General features: G+C 72.5%; 15 protein-coding genes and 1 pseudogene. 7 read left to right on the plus strand and 9 right to left on the minus strand.

Annotation, left to right across the window (positions count from 1 at the left end):
* Positions 1–28: 28 nt before the first annotated feature.
* The 4 genes from ACFY30_RS30150 to ACFY30_RS30165 form a co-directional block, all read right to left on the minus strand.
* Positions 29–2,011 carry a KedN5 family methylcobalamin-dependent radical SAM C-methyltransferase gene (locus tag ACFY30_RS30150; protein WP_390848307.1) on the minus strand — a complete coding sequence of 661 codons (1,983 nt, stop codon included), beginning with the start codon at positions 2,009–2,011 and terminating at the stop codon, positions 29–31.
* Positions 2,012–2,138: 127 nt separating this feature from the next.
* Positions 2,139–2,894: an SDR family NAD(P)-dependent oxidoreductase gene (locus tag ACFY30_RS30155; RefSeq protein WP_390848308.1), complete on the minus strand. Its 756-nt coding sequence runs from the start codon at positions 2,892–2,894 to the stop codon at positions 2,139–2,141.
* 85 nt (positions 2,895–2,979) lie between these two features.
* Positions 2,980–4,572, minus strand: a complete 1,593-nt coding sequence (locus tag ACFY30_RS30160; RefSeq protein ID WP_390848439.1) for an FAD-dependent monooxygenase — start codon at positions 4,570–4,572, stop codon at positions 2,980–2,982.
* Positions 4,573–4,577: 5 nt separating this feature from the next.
* A complete protein-coding gene (locus tag ACFY30_RS30165) occupies positions 4,578–5,576 on the minus strand; it encodes an aldo/keto reductase (protein WP_390848309.1) in 999 nt (332 codons plus the stop codon).
* 200 nt (positions 5,577–5,776) lie between these two features.
* On the opposite strand from ACFY30_RS30165, the gene ACFY30_RS30170 reads away from it, so the two are divergent.
* From ACFY30_RS30170 to ACFY30_RS30190, 5 genes are all read left to right on the plus strand, one after another.
* Positions 5,777–7,114: an NDP-hexose 2,3-dehydratase family protein gene (locus ACFY30_RS30170; protein ID WP_390848310.1), complete on the plus strand. Its 1,338-nt coding sequence runs from the start codon at positions 5,777–5,779 to the stop codon at positions 7,112–7,114.
* The gene (locus tag ACFY30_RS30175) at positions 7,107–8,078 is read left to right on the plus strand and encodes a Gfo/Idh/MocA family protein (RefSeq protein WP_390848311.1); all 972 of its coding nucleotides are present in this window, start codon (positions 7,107–7,109) and stop codon (positions 8,076–8,078) included. Before ACFY30_RS30170 ends, ACFY30_RS30175 begins: the two co-directional genes overlap by 8 nt.
* 192 nt (positions 8,079–8,270) lie before the next feature.
* Positions 8,271–10,085 (plus strand): BTAD domain-containing putative transcriptional regulator, encoded by a 1,815-nt coding sequence (locus tag ACFY30_RS30180; RefSeq protein WP_390848312.1) that lies wholly within the window; start codon positions 8,271–8,273, stop codon positions 10,083–10,085.
* A 1,062-nt stretch (positions 10,086–11,147) separates the two neighbouring features.
* The gene (locus ACFY30_RS30185; RefSeq protein WP_390848313.1) at positions 11,148–12,215 is read left to right on the plus strand and encodes a glucose-1-phosphate thymidylyltransferase; all 1,068 of its coding nucleotides are present in this window, start codon (positions 11,148–11,150) and stop codon (positions 12,213–12,215) included.
* Positions 12,212–12,952 carry an NAD-dependent epimerase/dehydratase family protein gene (locus ACFY30_RS30190; RefSeq protein ID WP_390848314.1) on the plus strand — a complete coding sequence of 247 codons (741 nt, stop codon included), beginning with the start codon at positions 12,212–12,214 and terminating at the stop codon, positions 12,950–12,952. Before ACFY30_RS30185 ends, ACFY30_RS30190 begins: the two co-directional genes overlap by 4 nt.
* Before the next feature lies 1 nt (position 12,953).
* Here the strand turns inward: ACFY30_RS30190 and ACFY30_RS30195 are convergent, their stop codons facing one another.
* On the minus strand, positions 12,954–14,828 hold the full coding sequence (locus ACFY30_RS30195; protein WP_390848315.1) for a BTAD domain-containing putative transcriptional regulator: 1,875 nt from the start codon (positions 14,826–14,828) through the stop codon (positions 12,954–12,956).
* A 258-nt stretch (positions 14,829–15,086) separates the two neighbouring features.
* Positions 15,087–16,154, minus strand: coding sequence for an NAD-dependent epimerase/dehydratase family protein (locus ACFY30_RS30200; RefSeq protein WP_390848316.1), 1,068 nt, complete (start codon positions 16,152–16,154; stop codon positions 15,087–15,089).
* Between the two features lie 286 nt (positions 16,155–16,440).
* On the opposite strand from ACFY30_RS30200, the gene ACFY30_RS30205 reads away from it, so the two are divergent.
* Positions 16,441–17,241, plus strand: coding sequence for an alpha/beta fold hydrolase (locus tag ACFY30_RS30205; RefSeq protein WP_390848317.1), 801 nt, complete (start codon positions 16,441–16,443; stop codon positions 17,239–17,241).
* 323 nt (positions 17,242–17,564) lie between these two features.
* On the opposite strand, the gene ACFY30_RS30210 is transcribed toward ACFY30_RS30205, so the two are convergent.
* The 3 genes and pseudogenes from ACFY30_RS30210 to ACFY30_RS30220 all read right to left on the minus strand — a co-directional run bounded on the left by ACFY30_RS30210 (position 17,565) and on the right by ACFY30_RS30220 (position 19,496).
* Positions 17,565–17,729: a hypothetical protein gene (locus ACFY30_RS30210; protein ID WP_390848318.1), complete on the minus strand. Its 165-nt coding sequence runs from the start codon at positions 17,727–17,729 to the stop codon at positions 17,565–17,567.
* 656 nt (positions 17,730–18,385) lie between these two features.
* Positions 18,386–19,199, minus strand: a pseudogene (locus ACFY30_RS30215) (TetR/AcrR family transcriptional regulator); the annotation flags it as partial.
* 165 nt (positions 19,200–19,364) lie between these two features.
* Entirely contained in the window at positions 19,365–19,496 is a 132-nt protein-coding gene (locus ACFY30_RS30220; protein ID WP_390848319.1) for a hypothetical protein, read from the minus strand.
* A gap of 557 nt (positions 19,497–20,053) precedes the next feature.
* On the opposite strand from ACFY30_RS30220, the gene ACFY30_RS30225 reads away from it, so the two are divergent.
* Positions 20,054–23,149: a glycosyl hydrolase gene (locus tag ACFY30_RS30225; RefSeq protein WP_390848320.1), complete on the plus strand. Its 3,096-nt coding sequence runs from the start codon at positions 20,054–20,056 to the stop codon at positions 23,147–23,149.
* Positions 23,150–23,420: the final 271 nt, after the last annotated feature.

The following is a 23,420-nucleotide window of genomic DNA, read 5'->3' on the forward strand; positions in this document are numbered from 1 at the left end:
GTGAGTGGGTTCGGGGGGCGCCGCGTCCTCAGCCGCAGCCGCCCCGGTCGCCGAGCAGCGCCGCGACCTCGGGTTGTCCGTCCGCGGCGGCACCGGCCAGTTCCAGGTCGACCTGGGCCCGGGTCATGCCCATGAAGTGCACGATCTCCTCGTGGTTGGTGGACGTCGCGAAGTTCTCGAATCCCTTGCGGTAGTGCAGGTCCACGAGGTGGGAGCCGGGGGTGAGGTCGGGGGTGCGCTCCGCCCGCAGGTCGGCGACGATCCGGCGGACGTCGTAGCGGAACGGGATGCCCTCCCGCAGGAAGAACGGTTCGCCGTTCAGCACGACCGTCGGCAGCTCCTCCTCGGCCGGGGCCGTCTCCTCCTGCGGGAAGACGGGCTGGGTGACGATGTCGTAGCGGAACACCTCGTCCAGCACCTCCCGGTGCTCCTCGGGCACCCGGGGACGGATGGACTCGTTCCACCAGCGGCCCAGCATCCGCTTGGCGTCCGGGGAGCCGTAGAGGTAGCTCACGGCGATGCCGTACAGGTCGGCGCCGCCCGCGATCTTCTCGAAGGTGTTGCGCAGCGGCTCGGCCGCCGGGTCGTCGGTCTGCGCCATCCAGGCCCCGATGTCGAGGAGGACCTCGGACTGGCGCAGGCCGGCGAACTCCCGCAGCGCCACCCAGATGTGCCGGAAGACGGCGTTCTCGCAGAGGATGCGCGACCAGGACAGGAAGCTCTGCATCCGCTGGTTGTCCTCGTAGCTCATGGTGCGGTGCGCGAGGACGTACTCGAAGTCGTCGTGATCGCCGCGCACCGAGATGATGCCGTGCACGTCCTTCTGCTCCGCGTACTCCGTGTTCGGCAGCAGCAGAAGCGGGTAGACCGCGATGCGCGAGACGTGCTTCGACAGCCGGTCGTATCCCTCCATGAAGGTCTCGACGGTCTCGCCGGGCGCGCCCCAGATGAGCTCCGCGTAGCAGTCCAGCCCTTCCCCGTCGAGCCATTCGACGAGGTCCTCCCAGGCGTTCACCTTCATGTTGCGCCGGTTCATCAGCTTCAGCGCGTCCTGGTTGAGCGTCTGGAGTGCCAGGGTGAAGGAACTGCGCATGCCCGCTTCCTTCATCTTGTGCACGATCGAGTAGAAGACCTTCGACTTGTTCTTCGCCCAGGAGGTCTCCAGCGCGCGGGGATAGCCGTACAGATTGCGCACCTCGATGAGGTCGTCCACGAACTCCTCGTCGATCGGCAGCAGCCCGAAGTTCGCGTCGCACAGCACGATCGTGTGCACCTTCAGCTTGGCGAACAGCTCCAGCTCCTGGCGCAGCCGCTCACGCGAGAACGCCCGCACCCGCTGGCCGACCGCACCGCCCCAGTAGCAGAAGGAACACTTGTACGGGCAGCCGCGGTTGGTCTCCATCAGCGCGACGTCGTACCGGAACCGGCCGTCGTCGTCGGTGAGCGGGATCGCGCCGGTCAGGAAGGGCGAGGGGATGATGTCCAGGTCCTCGATCCGGGGCCGGTCCTCGGTGGTCACCACGGTGCCCTCGCGGTCCCGGAAGGAGATGCCCTGGACGTCGTGCAGGCCGGTGCCGTCCCGGCCGTCGAGGCGGGCGTGGATCAGATCGCGGAAGGTCAGTTCCCCCTCGCCGTTGACGATGACGTCGACGTGCGGGTACATGCGGAAGATGCGCTCGGCCTGGTTGGCGACGTGGGTGCCGCCGAACACGACCAGACCGTCGGGGTTGAGCTGCTTGTAGGTCTCGGCGAGCAGTCCGAAGGTGCGCACGTTCCAGCCGAGCACCGAGCAGGCGAGGATGTCGGGTGGCTGCCCTTCCAGCAGGTCGCTCGCCATGGCCGCGAGCGTCACCTCACCCTTGTAGTTGTGGATGTCGATGGTCACGCGCTCACTGATGCGGTCGTCCGCCAGCGCTGTCGATGTGATGTAGCCGGCCGCGAGAGGCATGGACTCCAGGGGCATGTCCCATACACCTTGCTGCACCAGGCTCACCGTGATCCGCGGCTCCATGCGCGGTTCCTCCACCTGTTGTCGGGCTCCGGACCGGCGGCTGCCGGCTCCCGGTGTGACGATGGCGCCTTGCGCTAGAGGGCTGCTCCACGCTGCGGTGAGAGCCGGGCCCGTGCGGGCGGGGACGTCAGCGGCCGCCGTCGACCGTGACCGACTGTCCGCTGACGTTCCCGTTGGCCGCTGAGCAGAGGAACAGCACCGTGCGGGCGACGTCCTCCGGGCGGCTCAGCCGGCCGCCCGGGGTGCGCGCGGCGGCCTCCGCCCGCACCCGCTCCGGCAGTTCGGTCCGTACGCCCTCGGTCAGGGTCAGCCCCGGGCACACGGCGTTGACCAGCACCCCCGCCTCCCGTACGTCCCACGCCAGACTCCGGACCAGGCCGTGCAGGGCCGCCTTGGCGGCGCCGTAGAACTCCTGGCCCGCGGCGCCGCCGGCGGCGATGTGCGAGGAGATCAGCGCCACCCTGCCCCAGCCCCGCTCCCGCATACCGGGCAGCGCGAGCTGGACCGTGCGCAGCGTGCGCACCAGGTTGTCGTCCAGGAACGCGGTCCACTCGGCGGGCGGTACGTCCTCGAAGTGCTCCCCGGGCGCGCGCCGCCGGGTGCGCCGCAGCGCGTTCGCGACCAGCACGTCCGGGCCGCCTCCCCACCGCTCGCGCAGCTCCCGCAGGGTCCGTTCGGGAGCGCCGGGGTCGGTGAGCGGGTGGCGCAGCGCCAGAGCGTCCGGGCCCAGCCGCGCGGCCACCTGGTGCGCCGCCGCGGCCCCGGTGTCGTACGTGACGGCCACCCGGGCTCCCTCCCCGGCGAACGCCAGCGCCACGGCCCGGCCGATGCCCCGGCTGCCGCCGGTGATGAGCACGGTCCTGTCCTTCAGACCCAGATCCACGCCCGCCCCCCGTCCTGGAGGAGACCGCTCGACGACCACTCGCGCGCCACGGTCCGCACGGCGGCTCCCGGCACGGCGGCGCCCCTCACGAGGCGTGCTCCGCCAGCGGCAGCGCGCCGAGCGCGGAGCCCCACCCCGTCTCGGTGAGCCGGTCGCCCCGGGCCGCCAGATAGCCGTCGGGCCGGACCAGCAGCCAGCCCCCCGGCTCCAGCCCGAGACCGCGGCGCGCGACGCCGCCCGGGTCGGCCAGCGCGCCGGGGCCCGTGGCCGCGTCCTCGCCGGCGGTGCGCACGGACAGCCAGCCGCCGTGCTCCTTCGCGGCGCGCTCCAGCCAGTCACCTTCCGGCGCGCCGTGCGTCAGCAACGTCCAGCGGGGGTCGCGGAGTTCTTCCAGGAACGCCTGCCATCCCGGGGCGCGCGCCTCCTCCTCGGTGACCTGCGCGGCCCGCTGCCCCGGCCGGGGGCCGGGGCCGTCGGGGGCCGGGCGGGTGAGGGGACCGTCCGCGTAGTCCAGGGCGAGCGCGGTCATGCTCCGCATGATCTTGCGTTCGATGCCCGCCTGGAGCCCCGGCACGTTCCGGATCACCGCGAAGGCCACGGGCATCGCCATCGCCTGCACCGCGTTCTTCAGCGCGACCAGCCCGGTCGCCGTCCTGGTGGCCCTGAGCAGTCGCGCGCCGACCGGCACACGCTCCGCGCCGTAGGTGTCCAGGCAGGTCTCGGCGGCCTCGCCGCGCACCACCATGGCCAGCTTCCAGGCCAGGTTGAACGCGTCCTGCACACCGGTGTTCAGGCCCTGCCCGGAGGCCGGACTGTGCACGTGCGCGGCGTCCCCGGCGACCAGGCAGCGGCCGAGCCGCATCCGGTCGATCATGCGCTGCTGGATGTCGAACACCGAGACCCACGTGGGCTGGTGCACCCGGGCCCGCATCCCGCTGCCCGCCGTGATCTTGCGCGAGAAGCGCGCCGCGACCAGCCGGGGATCGTCGGCGTGGTCGGTGTCCACGGTGTCCAGCAGCCGCCACCTGCCCGCCTGGGGGAAGGGCACCGCCATCACGGTGCCGCCGCCCACGTGCATCAGATGCAGGCTGTCGGGAGGGAGCTCCATGTCCACCACGGCGTCGGCGATCAGCCAGCGTTCGGTGGAGTCGCCGGTCAGCGTGAGCCCCAGCTCCTCGCGCACGGTGCTGTGCCCGCCGTCGCAGCCCGCCAGCCAGGCCGCGTCCGCCGTCTCCTCGGTGCCGTCGGTGTGCCGCAGGACGGCCCGTACGCCGGTGCCGTCCTGGTCGAGCGAGACCAGCCGGGTGCCCCACTCCACCCGTACGCCCTGCCGGGCCACGGCCTCCCGCAGCACCTCTTCGGTCAGCGCCTGGTCGATGACCAGGGTGTACGGGTACCGGGTGGGCAGCCGTGAGTACTCGGGGCCGAACCGGACCAGCCGCCGTCCGCCGCGGTGGATGCTGAAGTGCTGCGCCTTGCGGCCCCGGGCGAGGATGCCGCCGACCACGCCCATCTGGTCGTAGATCTCCAGGGTCCGGGCGTGCGTGGCGAGCGCGCGGCTGGTGGGGGACGGGCCGGCCGCCGCGTCGACGAGGCGGACCCGCACACCGCGGCGGAGCAGTTCGTGCGCGAGGGTCAGCCCGACCGGACCGGCCCCCGCGATCAGGACGTCCGTCATCGCGGTCACGCCCCCTCGGTCCGCGGCAGATCGGCCTCGGTGCGCACCACCACGGGGCCGAGGATCTCCTCGATCCGCTCCAGCACCCCGGGCTCCAGGACGACGCCGGAGGCCGCGGCGGCCTGCTGCAGATGCTCGGTGCGGGTGGCGCCCACGGTGACGCCGCAGACCGCCGGACGGCTCAGCAGCCAGGCGGTCGCGAGCTGTCCGGTGGTGATGCCCAGTTCCCCGGCGACCGGCCCGAGCCCGGCCACCCGGGAGAGCACGTCCTCGTTCAGCATCTGCCGCATCAGCGCCGCCCGCCCGCCCTTGGCGTCGTGGGCGCGGCTGCCGTCCGGATACGGCTCGCCGGGGCGGTACTTGCCGGTGAGCACGCCCTGTTCGAGCCCGAAGTAGGGCACCACGCCCAGGCCGAGTTCCCGGCAGACGCCGATCGTCTCCTGCTCGGGCAGCCGCCACAGCATCGAGTAGCGCATCATGTTGGCGATCAGCTGCACGCCGTACTCGCGCGCCAGCGGCACCGCGCGGCGCAGCTCCTCGGGCCGCCACTCGGAGCAGCCCATGTAGAGGATCTTGCCCGCGCGGGTGAGGTCGGCGAAGGCCCGCATGGTCTCTTCCAGCGGGGTCGCGTAGTCGTAGCGGTGCGCCACGTAGACGTCGAGGTGGTCGGTGCCGAGCCGGCGCAGCGAGCCGTCGATGGACTCCATGATGTGCTTGCGGGACAGGCCCTGCCCGTTGGGGCTCAGACTGACGGGCATGGACACCTTGGAGATCAGCTCGACGGTGTCGCGCGGTACGCCGTCGAGGGCCTTGCCGAGGGACCGCTCGCAGGCGTGCATGCCGTAGATGTCGGCCGTGTCGAAGGTCGTGATGCCCGCGTCGAGCGCGGCACGTGCGTGATGGGCCAGTTCGGCCTCGTCGACCGCGCCCGCGGGATGCCGCATGGTGCCGTGGATGATCTCGCTGATCTGGAGACCGCTGTTGCCGAGCCGGCGGAATCGCATGGCCGATGCCTCCCTGAGAGAGCCTCTGGTCCGGCGCAGGATCGCCGCGCCGTCTCGAAGAGCCCTTGAGGGCCTCGCCACCGGAGCGGGCGCCCGGTGCGGGTGTGGAGGGAGCGTCAAGTGACCGTTGAGCCCTTCGACCGAGGCTCGATCACCTGATCGGTCACCGCAGGCCTGCCCGGTTCGTCACTGGAGGTGCCATGCCCACGACCCGTTCCCTTCCGCCGCCGGGACCGGCACCGGTCCTGGACACCGTCCGCCGCTTCGAGGAGTCCGCGGCCCTCGCGCGGGGAACCGCCGGGGACTTCGACGCGTGGTTCCGGCAGCGGTCCGCGCAACAGCGCGCCGATGTCTGCCTGATCCCCTTCGCGGACCTGGACGGCTGGTCGTTCGAGCCCTCGTACGGGGATCTCGTGCACCGCAGCGGCCAGTTCTTCGGCGTGCGCGGGCTGGCCGTGAGCACCCCGGCGGCCGAGTGGTGCCAGCCGGTCATCGACCAGCCGGAGATCGGCGTACTGGGCATCCTGGCCAAGGAGTTCGACGGCGTCCTGCACTTCCTGATGCAGGCCAAGATGGAACCGGGCAACATCAACTCGGTCCAGCTCTCGCCGACGGTGCAGGCCACCTGGAGCAACTTCACCGGGGTGCACCGCGGCCGCGGGGTGCGGTACCTGGAGCACTTCCGCCCCGGGCGCGACAGGGTGCTGGTCGACGTCCTCCAGTCCGAGCCGGGCTCCTGGTTCCTCGGCAAGCGCAACCGCAACATGGTCGTCGAGACGACCGGCGAGGTGCCCGAGCACGAGGACTTCCGCTGGCTCACCGCGGGCGAGCTGCGGGCCCTGCTGCACCGTGACAACGTCGTCAACATGAACGCGCGCAGCGTGCTGTCCTGCTTCCCGTTCGCCGGGCGGCGCGACACCGCGGAACTGCGCCGCTGGCTCACCGGCAGGAAGGCGGCCACGCTGGTGCGGCGCCGCCGGGTGCCGCTCGCCGGGCTGCCCGGCTGGCACCGCACGGCCGACGCGATCGCCCACGAGCAGGGCCGCTACTTCTCCATCGTCGCGGCCGACGTGCGCGCCGACAGCCGCGAGGTCCCGGCCTGGACCCAGCCGCTGCTGCGCCCGGCCGGCGAGGGACTGGTGGCGTTCCTGGTGCGGGAACGGGCCGGCGAGACCCAGGTGCTGGTGCAGGCCAGGGCGGAGGCGGGGTCGCTGGACCTGCTCGAACTCGCCCCCACCGTGCAGTGCACCCCCACCAACTACACCCGGCCGCCCCGCTTCCTCGACGAGGTGCTGGCCGCCGGACCCGCACGGATCCGGTTCGACACCCGGCTGTCGGACGAGGGCGGCAGATTCCACCACGCGGTGCAGCGCTTCCTGCTGGTGGAGGCGGCCGACGGGCCGGACGAGCCGGGGGAGGGCTTCCGGTGGACCGGCCTGGGAGAACTGACCGGACTCGTCCAGTACGGGTACCACCTCAACATGCAGGCCCGCACCCTGCTGGCGTGCCTGCAGGCGACGGAGGCGCGGTATGAGTGAGCGGCCGGTACGGTTCGGGGTGATCTCCTGCGCCGACATCGCCTGGCGGCGCACGCTGCCCGTGCTGGCGGCCGCACCGCAGGCGCGCATCACCGCCATCGGCAGCCGTGACCCCGACCGGGCCGCGCACTTCGCGCAGCGCTTCGGCGGCGCACCCGTCCACGGCTACCGGGCGGTGCTGGAGCGGGACGACGTGGACGCCGTGTACGTGCCGCTGCCGACCGGACTGCACCGCGAGTGGGTCGAGCGGGCGCTCCTGGCGGACAAGCACGTCCTGGTGGAGAAGCCGACGACGGTCAGCCGGCCGGAGACGGAGGAACTGCTCGCGCTCGCCCGGGAACGACGGCTGGTGCTGCACGAGAACATGACCTTCCCCCATCACACCCTGCACGCCGAGGTCCGCCGGCTGCTGGAGAGCGGCGCCATCGGCGAACTGCGCGAACTGTCGGCGGCGTTCGGCATTCCGCCACGCCCCCCCGAGGACGTCCGCTACCGCCCGGAGCTGGGCGGGGGCGCGCTGCTCGACGTCGGGGTCTACCCGGTGCGGGCCGCGCTGGAGTTCCTCGGCGCGGGCCTTGAGGTGGCGGGCGCGGTGCTGCGCACGGACCCGGCGAGCGGCGTGGACGTGGCGGGCGGGGCGCTGCTGGCGCGGAAGGACGGCGTGACCGCGCAGGTGAGTTTCGGCTTCGCTCACGCATACCGGAACACGTACGCGTTGTGGGGTTCGGAGGGCCGGCTCAGCGTCGACCGGGTCTACAGCCCGCCGGGCACCCTGCGACCGGTCGTGCGCCTCGAACGACAGGACCATACTGAGGAGTTGATACTGAACGCCTTCGATCAGTTCGACGGCAGCACCAGCGCGTTCGTGCGCGCGGTGCGCGGAGCGCGGTGCAGCGACCCGTGGGCGGTGACCGAACAGGCCCGCGTCGTGGACGCCGTCCGGGCTCGTGCGTCGGTCCTGTGACGGCTGCCGGCCAGGGGGTTCGCACTTTGCGCCACGGGGACCGTACGCCCGGAGCGACGTCGGTGGCTGGGGTCGCCCGCTCGAACTGCCGGAGGTGGCCCGGGACTGATCTACTACGGACTGACCTAGCTTTGAAGGGGGCACGATATGAACGGGGCTACTTCTCCGGTCGCCGCACGATTACGCTTCACGGTGCTGGGATCCCTCCAGGTGCTCGCGGGCGACCAGGACATCACGCCCACCGCACCCAAGCAGCGGCAGGTCCTCGCACTGCTCGTGCTGCGCCGCAACAGCATCGTGCGGGTGGACGAGTTCATCACGGAACTGTGGGGGGACAATCCCCCGAGCAGCGCCATGACCACGCTCCAGACCTACATCTACAAGCTGCGCCGGATCTTCGCCGAGCAGGGCGCCGACGAGCTGCTGCGCACCAGCGCGGCCGGGTACTCCCTGACGATCCCGGACGCCGCCACCGACGTCCACCGCTTCGGTGAACTCGTCGACGAGGGCAAGGGGTTGCTCGCCGAAGGCCGCGCCGAGGAGGCCGGCGCCCGGCTCGCCCAGGCCCTGGACATGTGGACCGGTACGGCCCTGATGGACGTCGAGTCCGGCGAGCTGCTGTACGCCTACGCCGTCCGGCTGGAGGAGGTCCGCTTCCAGGCGCTGGAACTGCGCATCGACGCCGACCTGCGCACGGGCCGGCAGATAGAGCTGGTCAGCGAGTTGAAGGTGCTGGTCTCCGAGCACCCGCTGCACGAGTGGTTCCACGCCGCGCTGATGACGGCCCTGCACCAGTCGGGCCGCCGCTACGAGGCACTGGAGGTGTTCCGGACCCTGCGGGCCAATCTCGTCAGGCAGCTGCAACTGGAGCCCGGGCCCGAGGTGACCGCGCTGCACCAGAAGATGCTGTCCTCCGACTCCGTCCCCGCCCCCTCCCCGGCCGGCGCGCTCCCGCCCGACACGGCCGAGCCGGAGGTGCTCACCCCGCCGTCCCAGCTTCCCTGCGACATCTGGGACTTCGTCGGCCGTGCCGAGCACGTGGAGGAGCTGACCCGGCGCCTCAGCCCCGACGACAGCCGGACCACCGCGCCCCTGGTGGTGATCTCCGGCGCCCCGGGCTGCGGCAAGTCCGCACTGGCCACCCGGGCCGCGCACCGGCTGCGCGACCGGTTCCCCGACGGCCAGCTCTACGCGCGTCTGCCGTCGGGTGCCGGACCCGCCGAACCCTGCGGGATCCTCGGGAACTTCCTGCGCGCCCTGCACGTACCGAACGGCGAGATACCCGAGGGCGAGCAGGAACGAGCCAAACTCTTCCGCTCGGTCACCGTCGGACTGCGGATCCTGATCGTCCTCGACGACGTTCCGGACATCGGCCTGCTGCGTGCCCTCCTGCCCAACGACCCGCACTGCGGCGTCATCGTCACCAGCCGCCGCGGGCTGCACGGTTACGGGGGGTCCACCACGCTCGAACTCGGCGCGCTCACCCGGGAGGAGGGCGTCGAACTGCTGGCCAAGGTGCTCGGCCGTGACCGGGTGGAGCGCGAGCGCCCCGCCGCCGAGCGCCTCGTCGACCTGGCGGGCGCGCTGCCCCTGGCACTGCGCGCGCTCGGCAGCCGACTGGCCGTCATGCCGCAGTTCCCGCTCGCCGAGATGGCGGACCAACTGGTGCGCTCCCGCACCCCGCTGAGCGAGCTGCGCTACGGCGACCACGACGTCCGTGCCATGTTCGACCTCAGCTACGAGTCGCTGGCCCGCAGCGAGCAGGCCGCCTTCCGGCTGCTGAGCATGTTGCCCAGCGCGGAGTTCACCGCGGAGATGGCCGCCGACTTCCTCGGCTGGGACCTGGCCACCGTGGAGTCGGCACTGGAGTCGATCCTCGACCAGCACCTGATCGAGCCGGTGCTCTCGACCGAGGCACAAGTGCGCTTCGGCTACTCCGCGTTGGCCCGCCTCTACGCCACCGAGCGGCTCGCCGACAAGTTCGCCCGCCTCAACCCCGTCTGGTGACCACCGGCAGTGCCGCGCGGGCGGGGGGCACGGCACCCCGGTCCTTCGGCGCAGGGGCGGGGCCTGCGGCGCGGCACCCCGGTCCTTCGGCGCCGGACCACGGTCCCTCGGCGCGGGGACCGCTCCGTCGGCGCTGGAGCCCCGGGACTTCGGTGCCGGACCCCGGGGGCAGGACGCGCGGGCGGTGCGGGCGGCTCGTGTGCGGGACGCGGGCGGTGCGGGCGGACTCGTACGCGGAACGCCGGGCGGCGGGGCGGCTCGTACCCGGAGGGCTTCCCCTGCGGGGAGGACGCCAGGCCGGGCGTCCCGCCGGATCCGGGGTGGTCCATGAGGGCGGTCCCTGTCGCGGCGCTGGACGGCGCGTGTGAGCGGGCGGGCGAGGGTGGGCGGCGGGCCGGGCCCGGTTGCTCCCTCCGGCGTGGCCGAGGACTGACGCCCGCCGGGGGCTTGTCCTCCCAGCCGACGGCGGCGCCTGCGGAGGCCGGCTCGCCGTCGAGCTGCGGAGTGCGCCGGTAGCGGGTCCGGGGGTGGCTTCCGGGCTCGGGCACGCCTGCGGCGGTCGGCTCGGGGGCGCTCGTGAGAGAGCCGCCTGGCCGGCGCCCCGCGCCGTGCCGCCGGACGCGTCCGGCGGACGGCCTCCGCACCCGGACCGAGCCCCCGCCGACGGCGAGCGGTACGAAGGCACCGGCTCGGAGGGACACCGGAGTCGACCGGGACGCGCGCGGCGCCGCAGCCGGGGCAGCCGGTCGCCGGCCCTCCGCTGCCGTGGGCGTGGGCCGACAGCGCGGGCTCGGCGACGTCGGGGCCGGCGGAGCACACGGCATGGCCGGGACGCGCGGCGGTCCGCAGGCGGCGTCGCGGGATCCGGCGTGTGCCGGACGGCCGGGGCGGCCCGCTCCGGGCGGTTCCCTGACGTCCCGCGTCGAGTGAGGCCCGAGGCCCCGCGGCCGCCCCCTCAGCCGGTGGTCGAGCAGCCGTCAAGCGCCCGTGGCCATGCTCTCCGCGTCCACACGGCGTCGTTCACGCAGGGCGGCCGGAGCCACCCGGTGGTGAGGAGACAAGATGAGGGCCCTCGTACTCGCCGGCGGCAGCGGCACCCGCCTCCGGCCGATCACCCGGACCATGCCCAAACAGCTGATCCCCGTCGGTGGCAGGCCGGTCGTCTTCCACTGCCTGGAGAACATCAGGGCCGCCGGGATCACGGACGTGGGGATCGTCGTCGGCGAATGGGAGGACGTGATCCGCGGAGCCGTCGGAGACGGCAGTGCCTTCGGCCTGCGCGTGACCTATCTCCGCCAGGACGCGCCGCGCGGCCTGGCGCACGCGGTGCTCATCGCCCGGGACTTCCTCGGCGACGACGACTTCGTGCTCTACCTCGGCGACAACGTCCTCGCGGGCGGGATCGGCGAACTGGTCGCGGAATTCGCCACGGTCGGCCCCGACGCGCAACTGGCGGTGGGCAAGGTCACCGACGTCAGCGAGTACGGCATCGCGACGCTCGACGCGGAGCGCCGGGTGACCGGCGTCCAGGAGAAGCCGCAGCGTTCGACGAGCGACCTGGCCGTCATCGGCGTCTACCTGTTCGGGCCGCGCATCCACGAAGCCGTGCGTGCCGTCGACGTCAGCGCACGGGGCGAACTGGAGATCACCGATGCCATCCAGTGGCTCATCTCCACCGGCCACGACGTCCGCGGCAGCACCTACGAGGGCTACTGGAAGGACACCGGCAACGCCGACGACCTGCTGGAGTGCAACCGCACCCTGCTCGCCCCGCTGGAGCCGCGCGTCGAGGGCTCGGTGGACGCCGCCAGCGAACTGACCGGCCCGGTCCTGATCGGCGAGGGGGCCCGGATCCTCGGCTCGGAGATACACGGTCCGGCGATCGTCGGCCCGGGCTCGGTGGTCCGGGACAGCACGCTGGGCCCGTTCACCACGGTCGGCGCGGGCTGTCTGCTGGAGGGCGCCTGCCTGGACGAGTCCATCGTGCTGGACGGCGCCTCCGTGCGGCAGGTGCACGGCGTCTCCCGGCTGCTGATCGGCGGCTCGTACGGCGCCTCGGCCGGCAGCGCGGGCGCGGGCGGTCTCAGCCTGGTGCTGGGCGACAGCCGGGTACCGGTGGCCCACCGATGAAGATCGTCGGGACCGGCTTCCTGGCCGGTGCGCTGGCTCCCCTCGAAGGCGCGTACCCCGACGTCGTGGCCGTCGCCGCCGGAGTCTCCGGGACCGGCGACATCCCCGAACGGGCCTACGCCCGGGAGGCGGAACTCGTCCACCGGCTCCTGCGCGAGTGCCTGCGCGAGGGGCGCAAGCTGCTGTTCCTCTCGACCGCCTCGGCCGCGATGTACACCGATCCGCACGAGCCCGGCCGCGAGTCGGGGCCGGTCTTCCCGGCCAACGCGTACGGCCGCCACAAGCTCGGCCTCGAAGCGGTCGTCGCGGCCTCGGGGGCCGACCATCTGATCCTGCGCCTCTCGCACGTCGTCGGCCCGGGCCAGCCACCGCACCAGCTGCTCCCCGCGCTGGTGCGGCAGCTCCGCTCGGGCCGGGTGCGGGTGCACCGGGGCGCTTGGCGGGACCTCGTCGACGTCGCCGACGTGGTGACGGCCGTCGACCGGCTGATGGCCCGCGGCACGTCGCGCACGGTCGTGAACGTGGCCTCGGGAGTCGCCGTCCCCGTCGAGCTGATCGTGGACCACCTGGCCGCGGGCCTGGGCGTCTTGGCCGTACGGGAGTACGCGGACCGCCCGCAGCCGCACCGGGTCTGCGTCGACCGGCTCCACCGGCTGGTCCCCGAGCTGGCCTCCCGCCCGGCGGACGAGGAGTACGCCCGCCGGGTCCTCGACGCCCATCTGCCCGCCTACAGGTGACTCACGCGGCCTGCGGAACCGGCGGGCGGACCCGCTGGGCCACGTACGCCCGGGTGATCCGGTGGATGGTGTACCGCAGGTGAGGACGGCGGTCGTGCCGCGGTTCGACCCGGATCAGATGGTTCCCCGCGAGCCGGATCAGCAGTTGTTCCGCCGTGCTGTCGTTGCAGCCGAACGCCTCGGCGACCTGCCGAGCGGTGAAGGTGTGCTCCGGGAGCTGGCTCAGCAGCCGCAGTGCGGACCACTCGGAGTCCGCGAGCCGGCCCCGCTCCAGGTCGTAACTCCTGGACACGTCCAGCCCGCCGAAGCGCAATGTGCTCAACAGGGTCTCCGGGGCGGCCAGCCGGTCGGCCAGCGAGCGCAGCGACCGTCCCCCGGTGGCCGAAGCCCGCGCGGCGACCGCGCGCAGCGCGAGCGGCAGCCCCCCGCACAGCTCCACCAGCCGCTTCGCGGACGCCCGGTCCCGCGTGATCGTCCCGGTGCCGAGCACATGCGTCAGCAGATCCAGGCCGTCGGCCGGCTCCATCGGCTCGACGGACACCAGCGCGGCTCCGGCGAGCCCGTGCGACCGGCTGGTGACCAGGACCGCGCAGCTCCCCGAGCCGGGCAGCAGCGGCTCCACCTGCTCGGCCGACGCCGCGTCGTCCAGCATCACCAGCAGCCGCCTGCCCGCGGTCGCGGTCCGCCACAGCTTGCCCCGCTCCTCCACGTCGTCCGGTATCTGCGCGCGGGGCAGCCCGAGGGCGGTCAGGAAGGACAGCAGTACCCGGGCAGGCTGCGCCGGTTCGCGGGTGCCCGCCAGATCGGCGTACAGCTGACCGTCGGGGAACTGGTCCTTCACCCGGTGTGCGGCGCGGACCGCCACCGCGCTCTTGCCCACCCCCGGCATGCCCGTCACCCAGGCGATGCGGGGCGCACTCTCCCCGCACGGCACCGCGACATGCTGCCCGATCCGGTCGAGCACCGCCTCCCGCCCCTCGAAGTCGCCCAGATCCGGCGGGAGTTCGGCGGGTACCGGATGCGGTGCCTCCGGCGGCGGGGCGCACCGTGCCGTGGTGGTCCGGCGGGAGATCTCCTCGTGCAGTCTGCGCAGTTCCTCCGAGGGGTCGAGCCCCATCCGGTCCGCCAGGGTGTCGCGCAGCCCCTCGTACACGTCGAGCGCCTCGCTGCGCCGTCCGTTCCGGTGCAGCGCGCGGATCAGCATCGCGTGGAAGCCCTCGTGCAGCGGGTGGGCCGGCAGCAGCGCGCGCAGCCTGCTGATGACCAGCGGGTACGAGCCGCGCCGCAGCGCCGTCTCCAGCACCAGCTCCAGCAGCCTGAGCCGGGTCTCCTCCAGCGCCTCCACATGGATGGTGAGGAGCCGTCCGGTGGCCACGTCGGCGAGGGTCGGTCCGCGCCACAGGGCCAGGGCCCGGCCCAGCAGCCGCTCGGCCTCGTGCAGATCGCCGCGCGACAGGGCCATGCCGCCGAGCGGCACCACGGTCTTCAGCTCGCCCAGGTCCAGTTGCGACGGCCGCAGGGTGAGCAGGTAGCCGGACTGGGTGGTGTGCAGGACGGGACGGTCGTCCGCGAGGGGGTCCTCGACGAGGAGTTTGCGGATCTGGTGGATGTACGTCTGGAGTGTGGAGACGGCGCTGCCGGACGGCGCTTCGCCCCACAGCTCCTCGATCAGGTCCGAGGTGCGGACGAGTTGTCCGCGGCGGAGCAGCAGCAGCCCGAGCACCTGGCGGAGCTTGGGGGCGGTCGGCGTGATGTCGACGCCGTCGCGGACGACGCGGAGCGGGCCCAGGACGGCGAATTCAGCGGGGGTGTGGGAGGGGTGGGGGTTGTGGGGGGTGGCATTCGGGGCGTCGGCCGGCGAATTCTGGTCAGTCATCAATGCGGTTCCCCGATCTCAACGTCGTACGTTTTCCCCACGCAACGAAACGAGCGGCGAAGGGATGTGAGGGGTTACGAAATCAGGAATCAGATCTGGAGACGCGGTAGAGCCTGTGAACCTTCTGTGTGAAATCAACTCCTAAAAGCTGGCGTATTTACGGTCAGTCTAGTTCCCTCGATCTTGACGGAGGTAAAGGAGCCTCAAAGAGAAAGTAAATGGGGTGGCCCGGAAAGCGCGCCGGACCCGAGCCGTGCCTCACGGCGCCGCACCGCGCATCGGAGCGGACACGAACTCCCTGACCCCGGACGGGAACGGCACGCGGGGCCGCCAGTCCAGCTCCCGTCTCGCGCGCGCCGGCGAGGCCACGATGTGCCGTGCGTCCCCGATCCGGTACCGCCCGGTGACCACGGGCGGCGGTGCACCGCCCGCCGCGGCGACGGCGGCCGCCAGCTCCCCCACCGAACGCGGCTCGCCGCTCGCGATGTTGAACACCCGCAGTCCCTCGGCGCGTTCCGCACCGGCCCAGCGCGCCGCGGCGGCGTTGGCCGCGGCGACGTCCCGGACATGGACGAAGTCCCGCTGTGACGCACCGTCCTCGTACACCTCGGGTGCCTCCCCCCGGGCCACCGCGGAGCGGAAGGCGGCGGCCACACCGGCGTACGGGCTGTCGTAGGGCATCTCCGGCCCGTACACATGGTGGTAGCGCAGCGCCGCCACCCGCCCCGCCGCCTCCCTTGCCCAGGCGGCCACCAGATACTCCTGGGCCAGCTTGGTCACGGCGTACACGTTGCGCGGCGGATCGACCGGGTCGTCCTCCGTCACCGGCTCGGCGCGCACCCCCGCCCCGCAGTGCGGGCACCGGGGGTCGAAACGGCCCGCGTCCAGGTCGGACCTCGACCGCGCCGGGGCGCGCACCCGGCCGTGCCGCGGGCACACGTAGCCGCTCTCGCCGTACAGAGCCACCGAACTGGCCAGGACCATGCGGGAGACGCCCGCCTCCGTCATCGCCGCGAGGAGCACCGCGGTCGCCAGGTTGTTGCAGCCGACGTGCTTCGGGGCGTCCAGGATCTCCCTGCCCCGGCCGACGACGGCGGCCAGGTGCACCACCAGCCCGACGCCGTCCAGGGCGCGGCGCACGGCGGCCTCGTCCCGCAGATCGGCGTGCACGAACCGGGTCACGCCAGGCAGTCGCGGCGGGACCGGCTCCGGGTGCGCCTCGGGCAGCAGCGCGTCCAGCACACGTACCTCGTGGCCGAGCCGCACCAGTTCGGCCACGGTCCTCCGGCCGATGAACCCGGCACCTCCCGTGACCAGCACCCGCATGGCAGCCCCCTCGCTCGTCGCCCGTCCGGCGAGCCTCAAGCTCACAGCCGCCGCTCGAAGACCGCCTGACGGGGGGACAAGCGGCGAGCGGCCGCCGGAGGGCCGTGCTCCGGCGGCCTTTCCCCCACGTCCCGCCTCGAGCCCCGCTCGATCCGCGCTCGAACGGCACTCGAGCGCGGCTCCAGACGGCTCGAAGCGATCTTGCGTGCGCGGGGACGCGCTGCTTGAGTTCCGCAAGGAGCCGTTCCGGTGTGTCCGACTGTCTCCGACGGAGGGTGAGGAAACGATGCTCGAACCCCTGACAGGCTCCGTCCGTTCGGCGGACGGTGCCCGCATCGCCTACGAACGCAGCGGGACCGGCCCGGCGCTGATCATGGTCGACCCGGCCGGACGCTACCGGGAGCTGGGATCGTACCGCTCCCTGGCGAAGCTGCTCGCGCCGCACTTCACCGTGTTCGTCTACGACCGGCGCGGCCGGGGCGCCAGCTCCGACCCGCAGCCCTACGCCCTGCAGCGCGAGATCGACGACCTGGCCGCGCTCGTCGACGCGGCGGGCGGGTCGGCCTTCGTCTACGCCATGACCTCGGGCGCGCTGCTCGCCCTGCACGCCGCAGCGGCCGGCCTGCCCATCCCGGCGCTCGCCGTTTTCGAGCCGCCCATCTGGACGGACAGCAGCCCGGTCGAGAAGCGCGACCTGACCGGCGAACTGGCGGAGTTGATCGCCCAGGGGAAGCGGCCCGAGGCCGTCGAGCTCTTCCACACGGCGATCGGCGTCCCCGCGGAGCTGGTGGCCGGCATGCGCGAGTCGGAGACCTGGCCCGCGCTGGTGGAGATCGCGCACACCTTCGTCTACGACTGCCGTGTCTCCGACGCCACGACGCTCGACGTCATCGCCTCCGTCCGGACCCCGACCCTGGTCATCGACAGCGAGCGCGGCACGGGCGGACTCACCACGGGATGGGCACGCGCGGTCGCGGGCGCCCTGCCGGACGCGACGCGCAGCAGCCTGGTCGGGCAATGGCACATCGTCCCCGACGAAGACGTGGCCGAGGTGCTGACCGGGTACTTCCGGAAATTCACGGACTGACGGACTGCGCGCGGAGGTGAGGCGGACCGGCAGGGCCTGAATATCGTGGGGAAATGAGCCGGCGCCGCATGCACGGCAGAGCTGCCCGCTTACCGCGGATGCTTGCGCACGGACAGAGGAATTGCCGAGCAGGAATCCTTCTCCCTGTCGTCCGGAAATCGGGCTTTCCATGGACCGGACCGGCCGTCGCATCCGCTCCCGGAACTCCGGATCGGTATTCCGGTATCTCCTTGGGGTGTGACCCGGAGAAGGACGGAGGCGGCTGGACGTGCTGGTAGGCCGAGTTGGCCATGCCGCTCCCCGTTGTGGTGGCCGGGACCCGGTCAGGCGGTCGTTCCGGGTGAGCCGGTCGCTGCCAGGGCGGCGGGCGTCGCTGTCTTGAGGAACGGCACGATGGTGGCCGGGGCCGCGACGGCGAAGGGCGCGAAGGCGGTGCGCATTCCCAGCCAGGGGGCGGGGGCGCTGAAGAGCGCGGCTCCCAGGGGCATGGCGTCTCAGTTGAACAGGCGTGCGGCGGCGTTGCAGCAGCCGAGCATGCCGGGTGGACGAGGCGTTGGCCGAGGGTGCGGGAGTCGACGGTCCACAGGATGCCGCCCATGCCGCCGAAAAGGGCGCCGGTGCCTACGATCCGCATGAGGGCGAGCCAGGCGCCCCAGCAGGCGCACAGAACGGTCAGGGCGAGCGCCGTCAGGCGGAGCAGGGGCTGCTGCCACAGGCAGCGGAGTGCTTCGGCGATGCTCTGGTCGACCGAGTCGGACGGGGCAGTGGTCTCGGTCGTCGGGCGGAAGCGGCCCACGAGGAAGACCGGGATCAGCGAGCCGAGCGATCCGGCTGGTGCGCGGTGATCAGCCGCTCGAACCGTGAGCGGAGCGACCGCTGAGCGCGGATGCTGTCGACGCCGCGCCGAAGAGGTGCCGGCGGATCGTGGACCACCCCGTGCGACGCGCCCTCCGTCACCACCATTGCCCAGGGCAACGCTCCATCCACACTGGAAACAGGGCGGCCTGAGCCGTCGATCCCGTCCCGCCGGTGCCCGCCCCACGGCGGCAGCGCGTGAGGGGCGGGCACCGGGGGGACTCGTGCGGAGTCGTCCGTGAGGCGCCGCACGACACGGCGCCTCGCCGCTGCCGGGGTCCGACGGCGTTCAGAGACCGAGGGCGCCCAGGAGCAGAGCGGTCACGGCCTCACGATGGTCAGGGCTGTCCCGCCACCGCAGTCTGCGCCACCACCACACCGAACCCCGCGTGCACCAGCACCCGGGCCTGGCGCGGGTCCAGCTCCGGACGGGCCAGCCGCAACTGCTGCTCCCAGACGGCGATGTGTTCCCGCTGCGCGAGGACCACGGGCCGCCGCAGATCGGCCGGCAAGCCGCCGAGCTCGGCCTCGGCGACGCTGTTGAGCTCGGTGTACTCGAAGCTGTAGGCGACATACGTGGCTGCCAGCGCGACCACGGCGTCGCGCGGCCCGTACACCTCGCGCAGACCCTGCTCCACCCCCTGGGCCAGCAGTCCCGCCGCCTGGAGGCAGGCCGCCGCCAGGATGTCGATCTTGCCGGGGTAATGGCGGTAGAGCGCGGACGGGGTCAGCCCCACCGCCTCCGCGATCTGTCCGTTCGTGACGTTGGCGAATCCGTCCCGAGCGAAAAGCGGGACGGAGGCCGCGAGGATCTCCGCGCGTCGCGTGCGCGGCACCGGCCGGGCGGGCAGCTCGACGGGGTGCGCGCCCGGCCGGCCCGCCGTCGGATCACTCGCGGTCACGCCCAGCGCGGACGCCAGCAGCAGGTCCTTGGCCCGGCGCCCGGCGATGGAGGTGTGATGCATCGTGATGGACCCGATCGCACCGAGGGCCGCCATGGCCCGCAGGCGCTCGTCGGGCCGTGGGTGCTCGCGCTGGACCGCCTCGTCGACCCGCGCGACGAGACGGCCGAACTTCACCCCGAGACGCCGGCCATCTGCTCGAAGTCCCGCTGCGGATCCATCTGTCGGATGCGGCGGAGTCGGCTGTAGCGGCCCATGGGTGATCCCTCCTGTCGGAATCGCGGCCACCGGCTCGCGGTGCGAGCGGTCGTGTCAGCGAGGTGGACCGTCGGGACGACGGTGCCGCCGGTGAGCCGGACGAGGTGGCTACGGGGTGCCGCGCGGGTCGCGGGCGGCGTCGCCGACGGCGCCACGGACGCGTCTCACGGAGCTGCGCTCCCCGCGCGTACGGCCCTCTCCGGAGCGGATCGTGGTGGTGTCGGCTGTGCCGGATTCCATAGGGAGCACCCCCTGTGAGTCGAAGATACTGAAAATATTGAGTTGTTTCATGGACCGTCAATACTCCGGACGCACCGGAGAGGCGGCGACGCCCGCGCCGCACCCCGGCTTTCTTCCACCCCGTCAACTTCCTTACAAGCCACAGCAGATGGCAGAGAGCGCTCTCAGGATCCGCGGACCTGCGCCGGACCGGGATGACGGAGCGGAGCGCACCGGCCGGCGCCGGGACTGCCCGCCGGTGGGTCGAAGGGCCGCCCGTGAGCGGGGCATCGACCGTCAGGCCGATCTTCCTTCCGCCGGTGCGACGCCGCCGGGCGCACGCCCCGGCAAGCGGTTGCGGCCTTCGGGTGGCCGCGCGGGCTCCCGTCGCCGGATCCCGGCTGCGGGCCGGCGTCCGGACGCGCCTTCCGGGCCGCCCGGTCCTCGGCGGATCGGTCCTCGGACGTCGCCGGCACCCGCCCGCACCGTCGGGACGGACCCTTGCTTCAGGTATTGACCGCCCCGTGTCGCGAACCTACGTTGACGGCGTCTTGAGAGCGCTCTCAGAAGGGTCGCGCATGAGATTCCGTAGACGTCTGGCGCTTCTGTCGGCGGCCGCCGTGGCCGCCACAGGCCTGGCCGCCACTGTCGGCGGCGGCGCCGCCTTCGCCGCCACCGTCGAGGTGGGCAAGGGAAGTTACAGCGACGTGCGCCCGGCCGGGAGGCAGGGTCCCTCCGACAACGGCGGCCGGCCGGTCACGCCCAAGGTCACGCCCGCCGTGGCGGACAAGCCCGTGCCGACCAACGACTGGTGGTCCTCGCTGGTCTTCCAGCGGTTCGCCGGCAACCCGTGGTCGGAGAACATGTACGGACATCCCCTCACCTACAAGGCGGTGTCCGGCGGCCTGGAGGTCGGCTACCCGACGTCCCATCAGATCGTGGGCGCCGGCCGCCAGTACGAGTTCCCGCACAAGGCCGACCTGACCCTCGGCCTCGCGGGCCTCGACTCCCCCGACGCCAAGGCGGACGGGTGGAGCGACTGGACCGTCACGCCGTACTGGAACGACGGTGCGCGCACCCTCCGGGCGACCATCGGCCACGGCCTGCCGTACGTCTACGCGGAGGGCACCGGCGGCGCGGCAGAAATCAGCGCCGCCGCCCCGCCGACCGTCTTCGCCGACCGGGGCAATGTCCTCGGTGTCACCATCTCCGGCCACCACTACGCGCTGTTCGCCCCGAGCAGCAGCGACTGGACCGTCTCGGGCAACGAGATCCGTGCCGACCTCGGCACCAAGGACTACTTCTCCCTGGCGGTCCTCCCCGGCAAGGAGGCGCTCGCCGACTACGAGAAGTACGCCTTCAGCTTCGTGACCGGCTCCGAGGTGGACTGGGACTACCGGGAGGGCGACGGCGAGATCAAGGCCACCTACACGCTGACCACTCAGGCGAAGGAGGGCGAGGAGACCGGTACCCTCCAGGCGCTCTACCGCCACCAGTGGCTGCACACCTCCGACCCGCTGACCGGCTACACCTACGTCTCGCCGCGCGGTGAGATGAAGGTCCGCGAGGGCACCTCGTTCACCACCACGCAGAAGGTCAACGGCGTCCTGCCGGGGCTGCCGAGCGCCCCCGGCGTCGACAGGACGAAGCTCAGGACCTACATCAACGACGTGCTGACGCAGGGTGATCCGTTCAGCGGTGCCGTCGACACCTACTGGACCGGCAAGGCCCTGGGCAAGCTCGCCCAGCTCGTGCCGATCGCCGACCAGATCGGCGACACGGCCGCCCGCGACAAGCTCCTTCAGCTGATCAAGGGGCGCATGGAGGAGTGGTTCACCGTCGGCGGCCCGTCGGAGTTCTCCTACGACAAGGACTGGCGCACCCTCATCGGCTACCCCGCCTCGTACGGCAGCGACCAGGAGCTGAACGACCACCACTTCCACTACTCCTACTACGTGCTGGCCGCCGCCGTCGTGGCGCAGTACGACCCGCAGTGGGCCGCCGGCTCCGAGTGGGGCGGCATGGTCGGGGAACTCGTCAAGGACGCCGCCAACCCGGCCAGGGACGACGAGAAGTACCCCTTCCTGCGCGGCTTCGACGTCTACGCGGGCCACAGCTGGGCGGCCGGCCACGAAGCCTTCGCGGCGGGCAACAACCAGGAGTCGTCCTCGGAGTCGATCAACCTCAGCGCCGGCCTGATCATGTGGGGCTCGGCCCTCGGCGACAAGGCGCTGCGCGACCAGGGCGTCTACATGATGACGACCGAGTCGGAGTCGATCGCACAGTACTGGTTCGACGCAGACCAGCAGGTCTACCCCGAGGACTTCACCCACGACGTCGTCGGCATGGTCTGGAGCAGCGGCGGCGCCTACGCCACCTGGTGGACCGCCAACCCCGAGGAGATCCACGGCATCAACTTCCTCCCCGTGACCGGTGGTTCGCTGCACCTGGCCCGGGAGAAGGACATGCTCCGCCGCAGCGTGGCCGAGATGGAGAGGGAGAACGGCGGCCCGGCCGTCGAGTGGCGGGACATCTTCTGGCAGGTCCAGGCGCTGTACGACCCCGCCAAGGCGATGGCGGCCTGGAACCAGTGGGACGGCGGCTACGTTCCCGAGGCCGGCGAGACCAAGGCGCACACCTATCACTGGGTCGGCACGATGAACTCGATCGGTGCGCCGGACATGACCGTCACGGCCGATGTGCCGACGGCCGTCGCCTTCGACAAGAACGGCACCAGGACGTACGCGGCCCACAACTACGCGGCCGAGGAGTGCTCGGTGCTCTTCTCCGACGGCGGCGTGCTGAACGTCCCGGCGAAGTCCACCGCGTCCGGCGCGGGCGACGACGCCCGGCTCGGGACGCTCTGCGGCGCCGCGGGCGGCGGTGAGGAACCCCCGCCGGCCGACGAGAAGCCCACCGCGCCCGGCACCCCGGCCGCGACCGACGTGACCGACACCTCCGTCGAACTGACCTGGGACGCCGCGACCGACGACAAGGGCGTCAAGAACTACGACGTCCTCCGCGGCGGCACGAAGGTCGCCACGGTCACCGGGACCACGTACACCGACACCGGACTGACCCCCGGCACCGGGTACACCTACGCGGTCAGGGCCCGCGACACCGCCGGCCAGGTCGGTCCGGCCGGCGGCACCCTGACCGTCACCACCACCGGCGACGCCCCTCCGCCGTACGTCACGGGCGACACCTTCTACCTGCGGCCGGGCGGCGCCCTCGCCACCGAGGCCGCCGCGACGGGCTCCTCCGACACCGTCCCGTCCGCCGGCGGCACGAACAACGACGGCACACCGAAGAACCCGCTCGTCTACGAGGTGAAGAACGTCAAGGGCACCCTGAAGCCGGGCTCCGGCACGGCCTTCACGTTCAAGGTGGACGCCGGTGACTCCGTCGGGTACGCCCAGCAGGCCCGGGTGTCGTACGACCTGACGGGTGACGGCACGTTCGACCGTGTCGAAACGTTCCGCTACTTCGCCACCGACCCGATCCCCGGCTGGGAGGAGTACTCCTCCGCCCGGCAGGGTCCGCACTCCGCCTCGGGCACCCCGGGCGACCTGAACGGCGGCACCGTCCGCGTGGAGGTCTGGAGCGCCCTCGGCAACGGCCCGTCCACCCTCCAGGTGGGCACGGGCTCGGTCCTGACCATCCCGTTCGCCTGATCCGAGCGACCGCAAGCCGCCCGGCTCCTCCGACGTCACCCCGGCCGGGCCGGAGCAGGTCCAGGAGACCCTGAACCTGCTCCAGGCCGTGGGACTGGTCCGACCGCCGCGCACGCACAGCCCTCCACCCCGTGCCCGCCCGGAGCCCCGGCCCCGGGCGGGCACGGGCGCGGGGCCGACCCCTCCATCGGCGCCTCCGCGTGATGCTCACAGGAGGAACTTCCCGATGCCGTTCCGCTCGTCGAGCGGCGGGTACTCCAGCCGCCGGAGG

The organism is Streptomyces sp. NPDC000345 (assembly GCF_042898825.1).
In the GTDB taxonomy this organism is placed as follows: domain Bacteria; phylum Actinomycetota; class Actinomycetes; order Streptomycetales; family Streptomycetaceae; genus Streptomyces.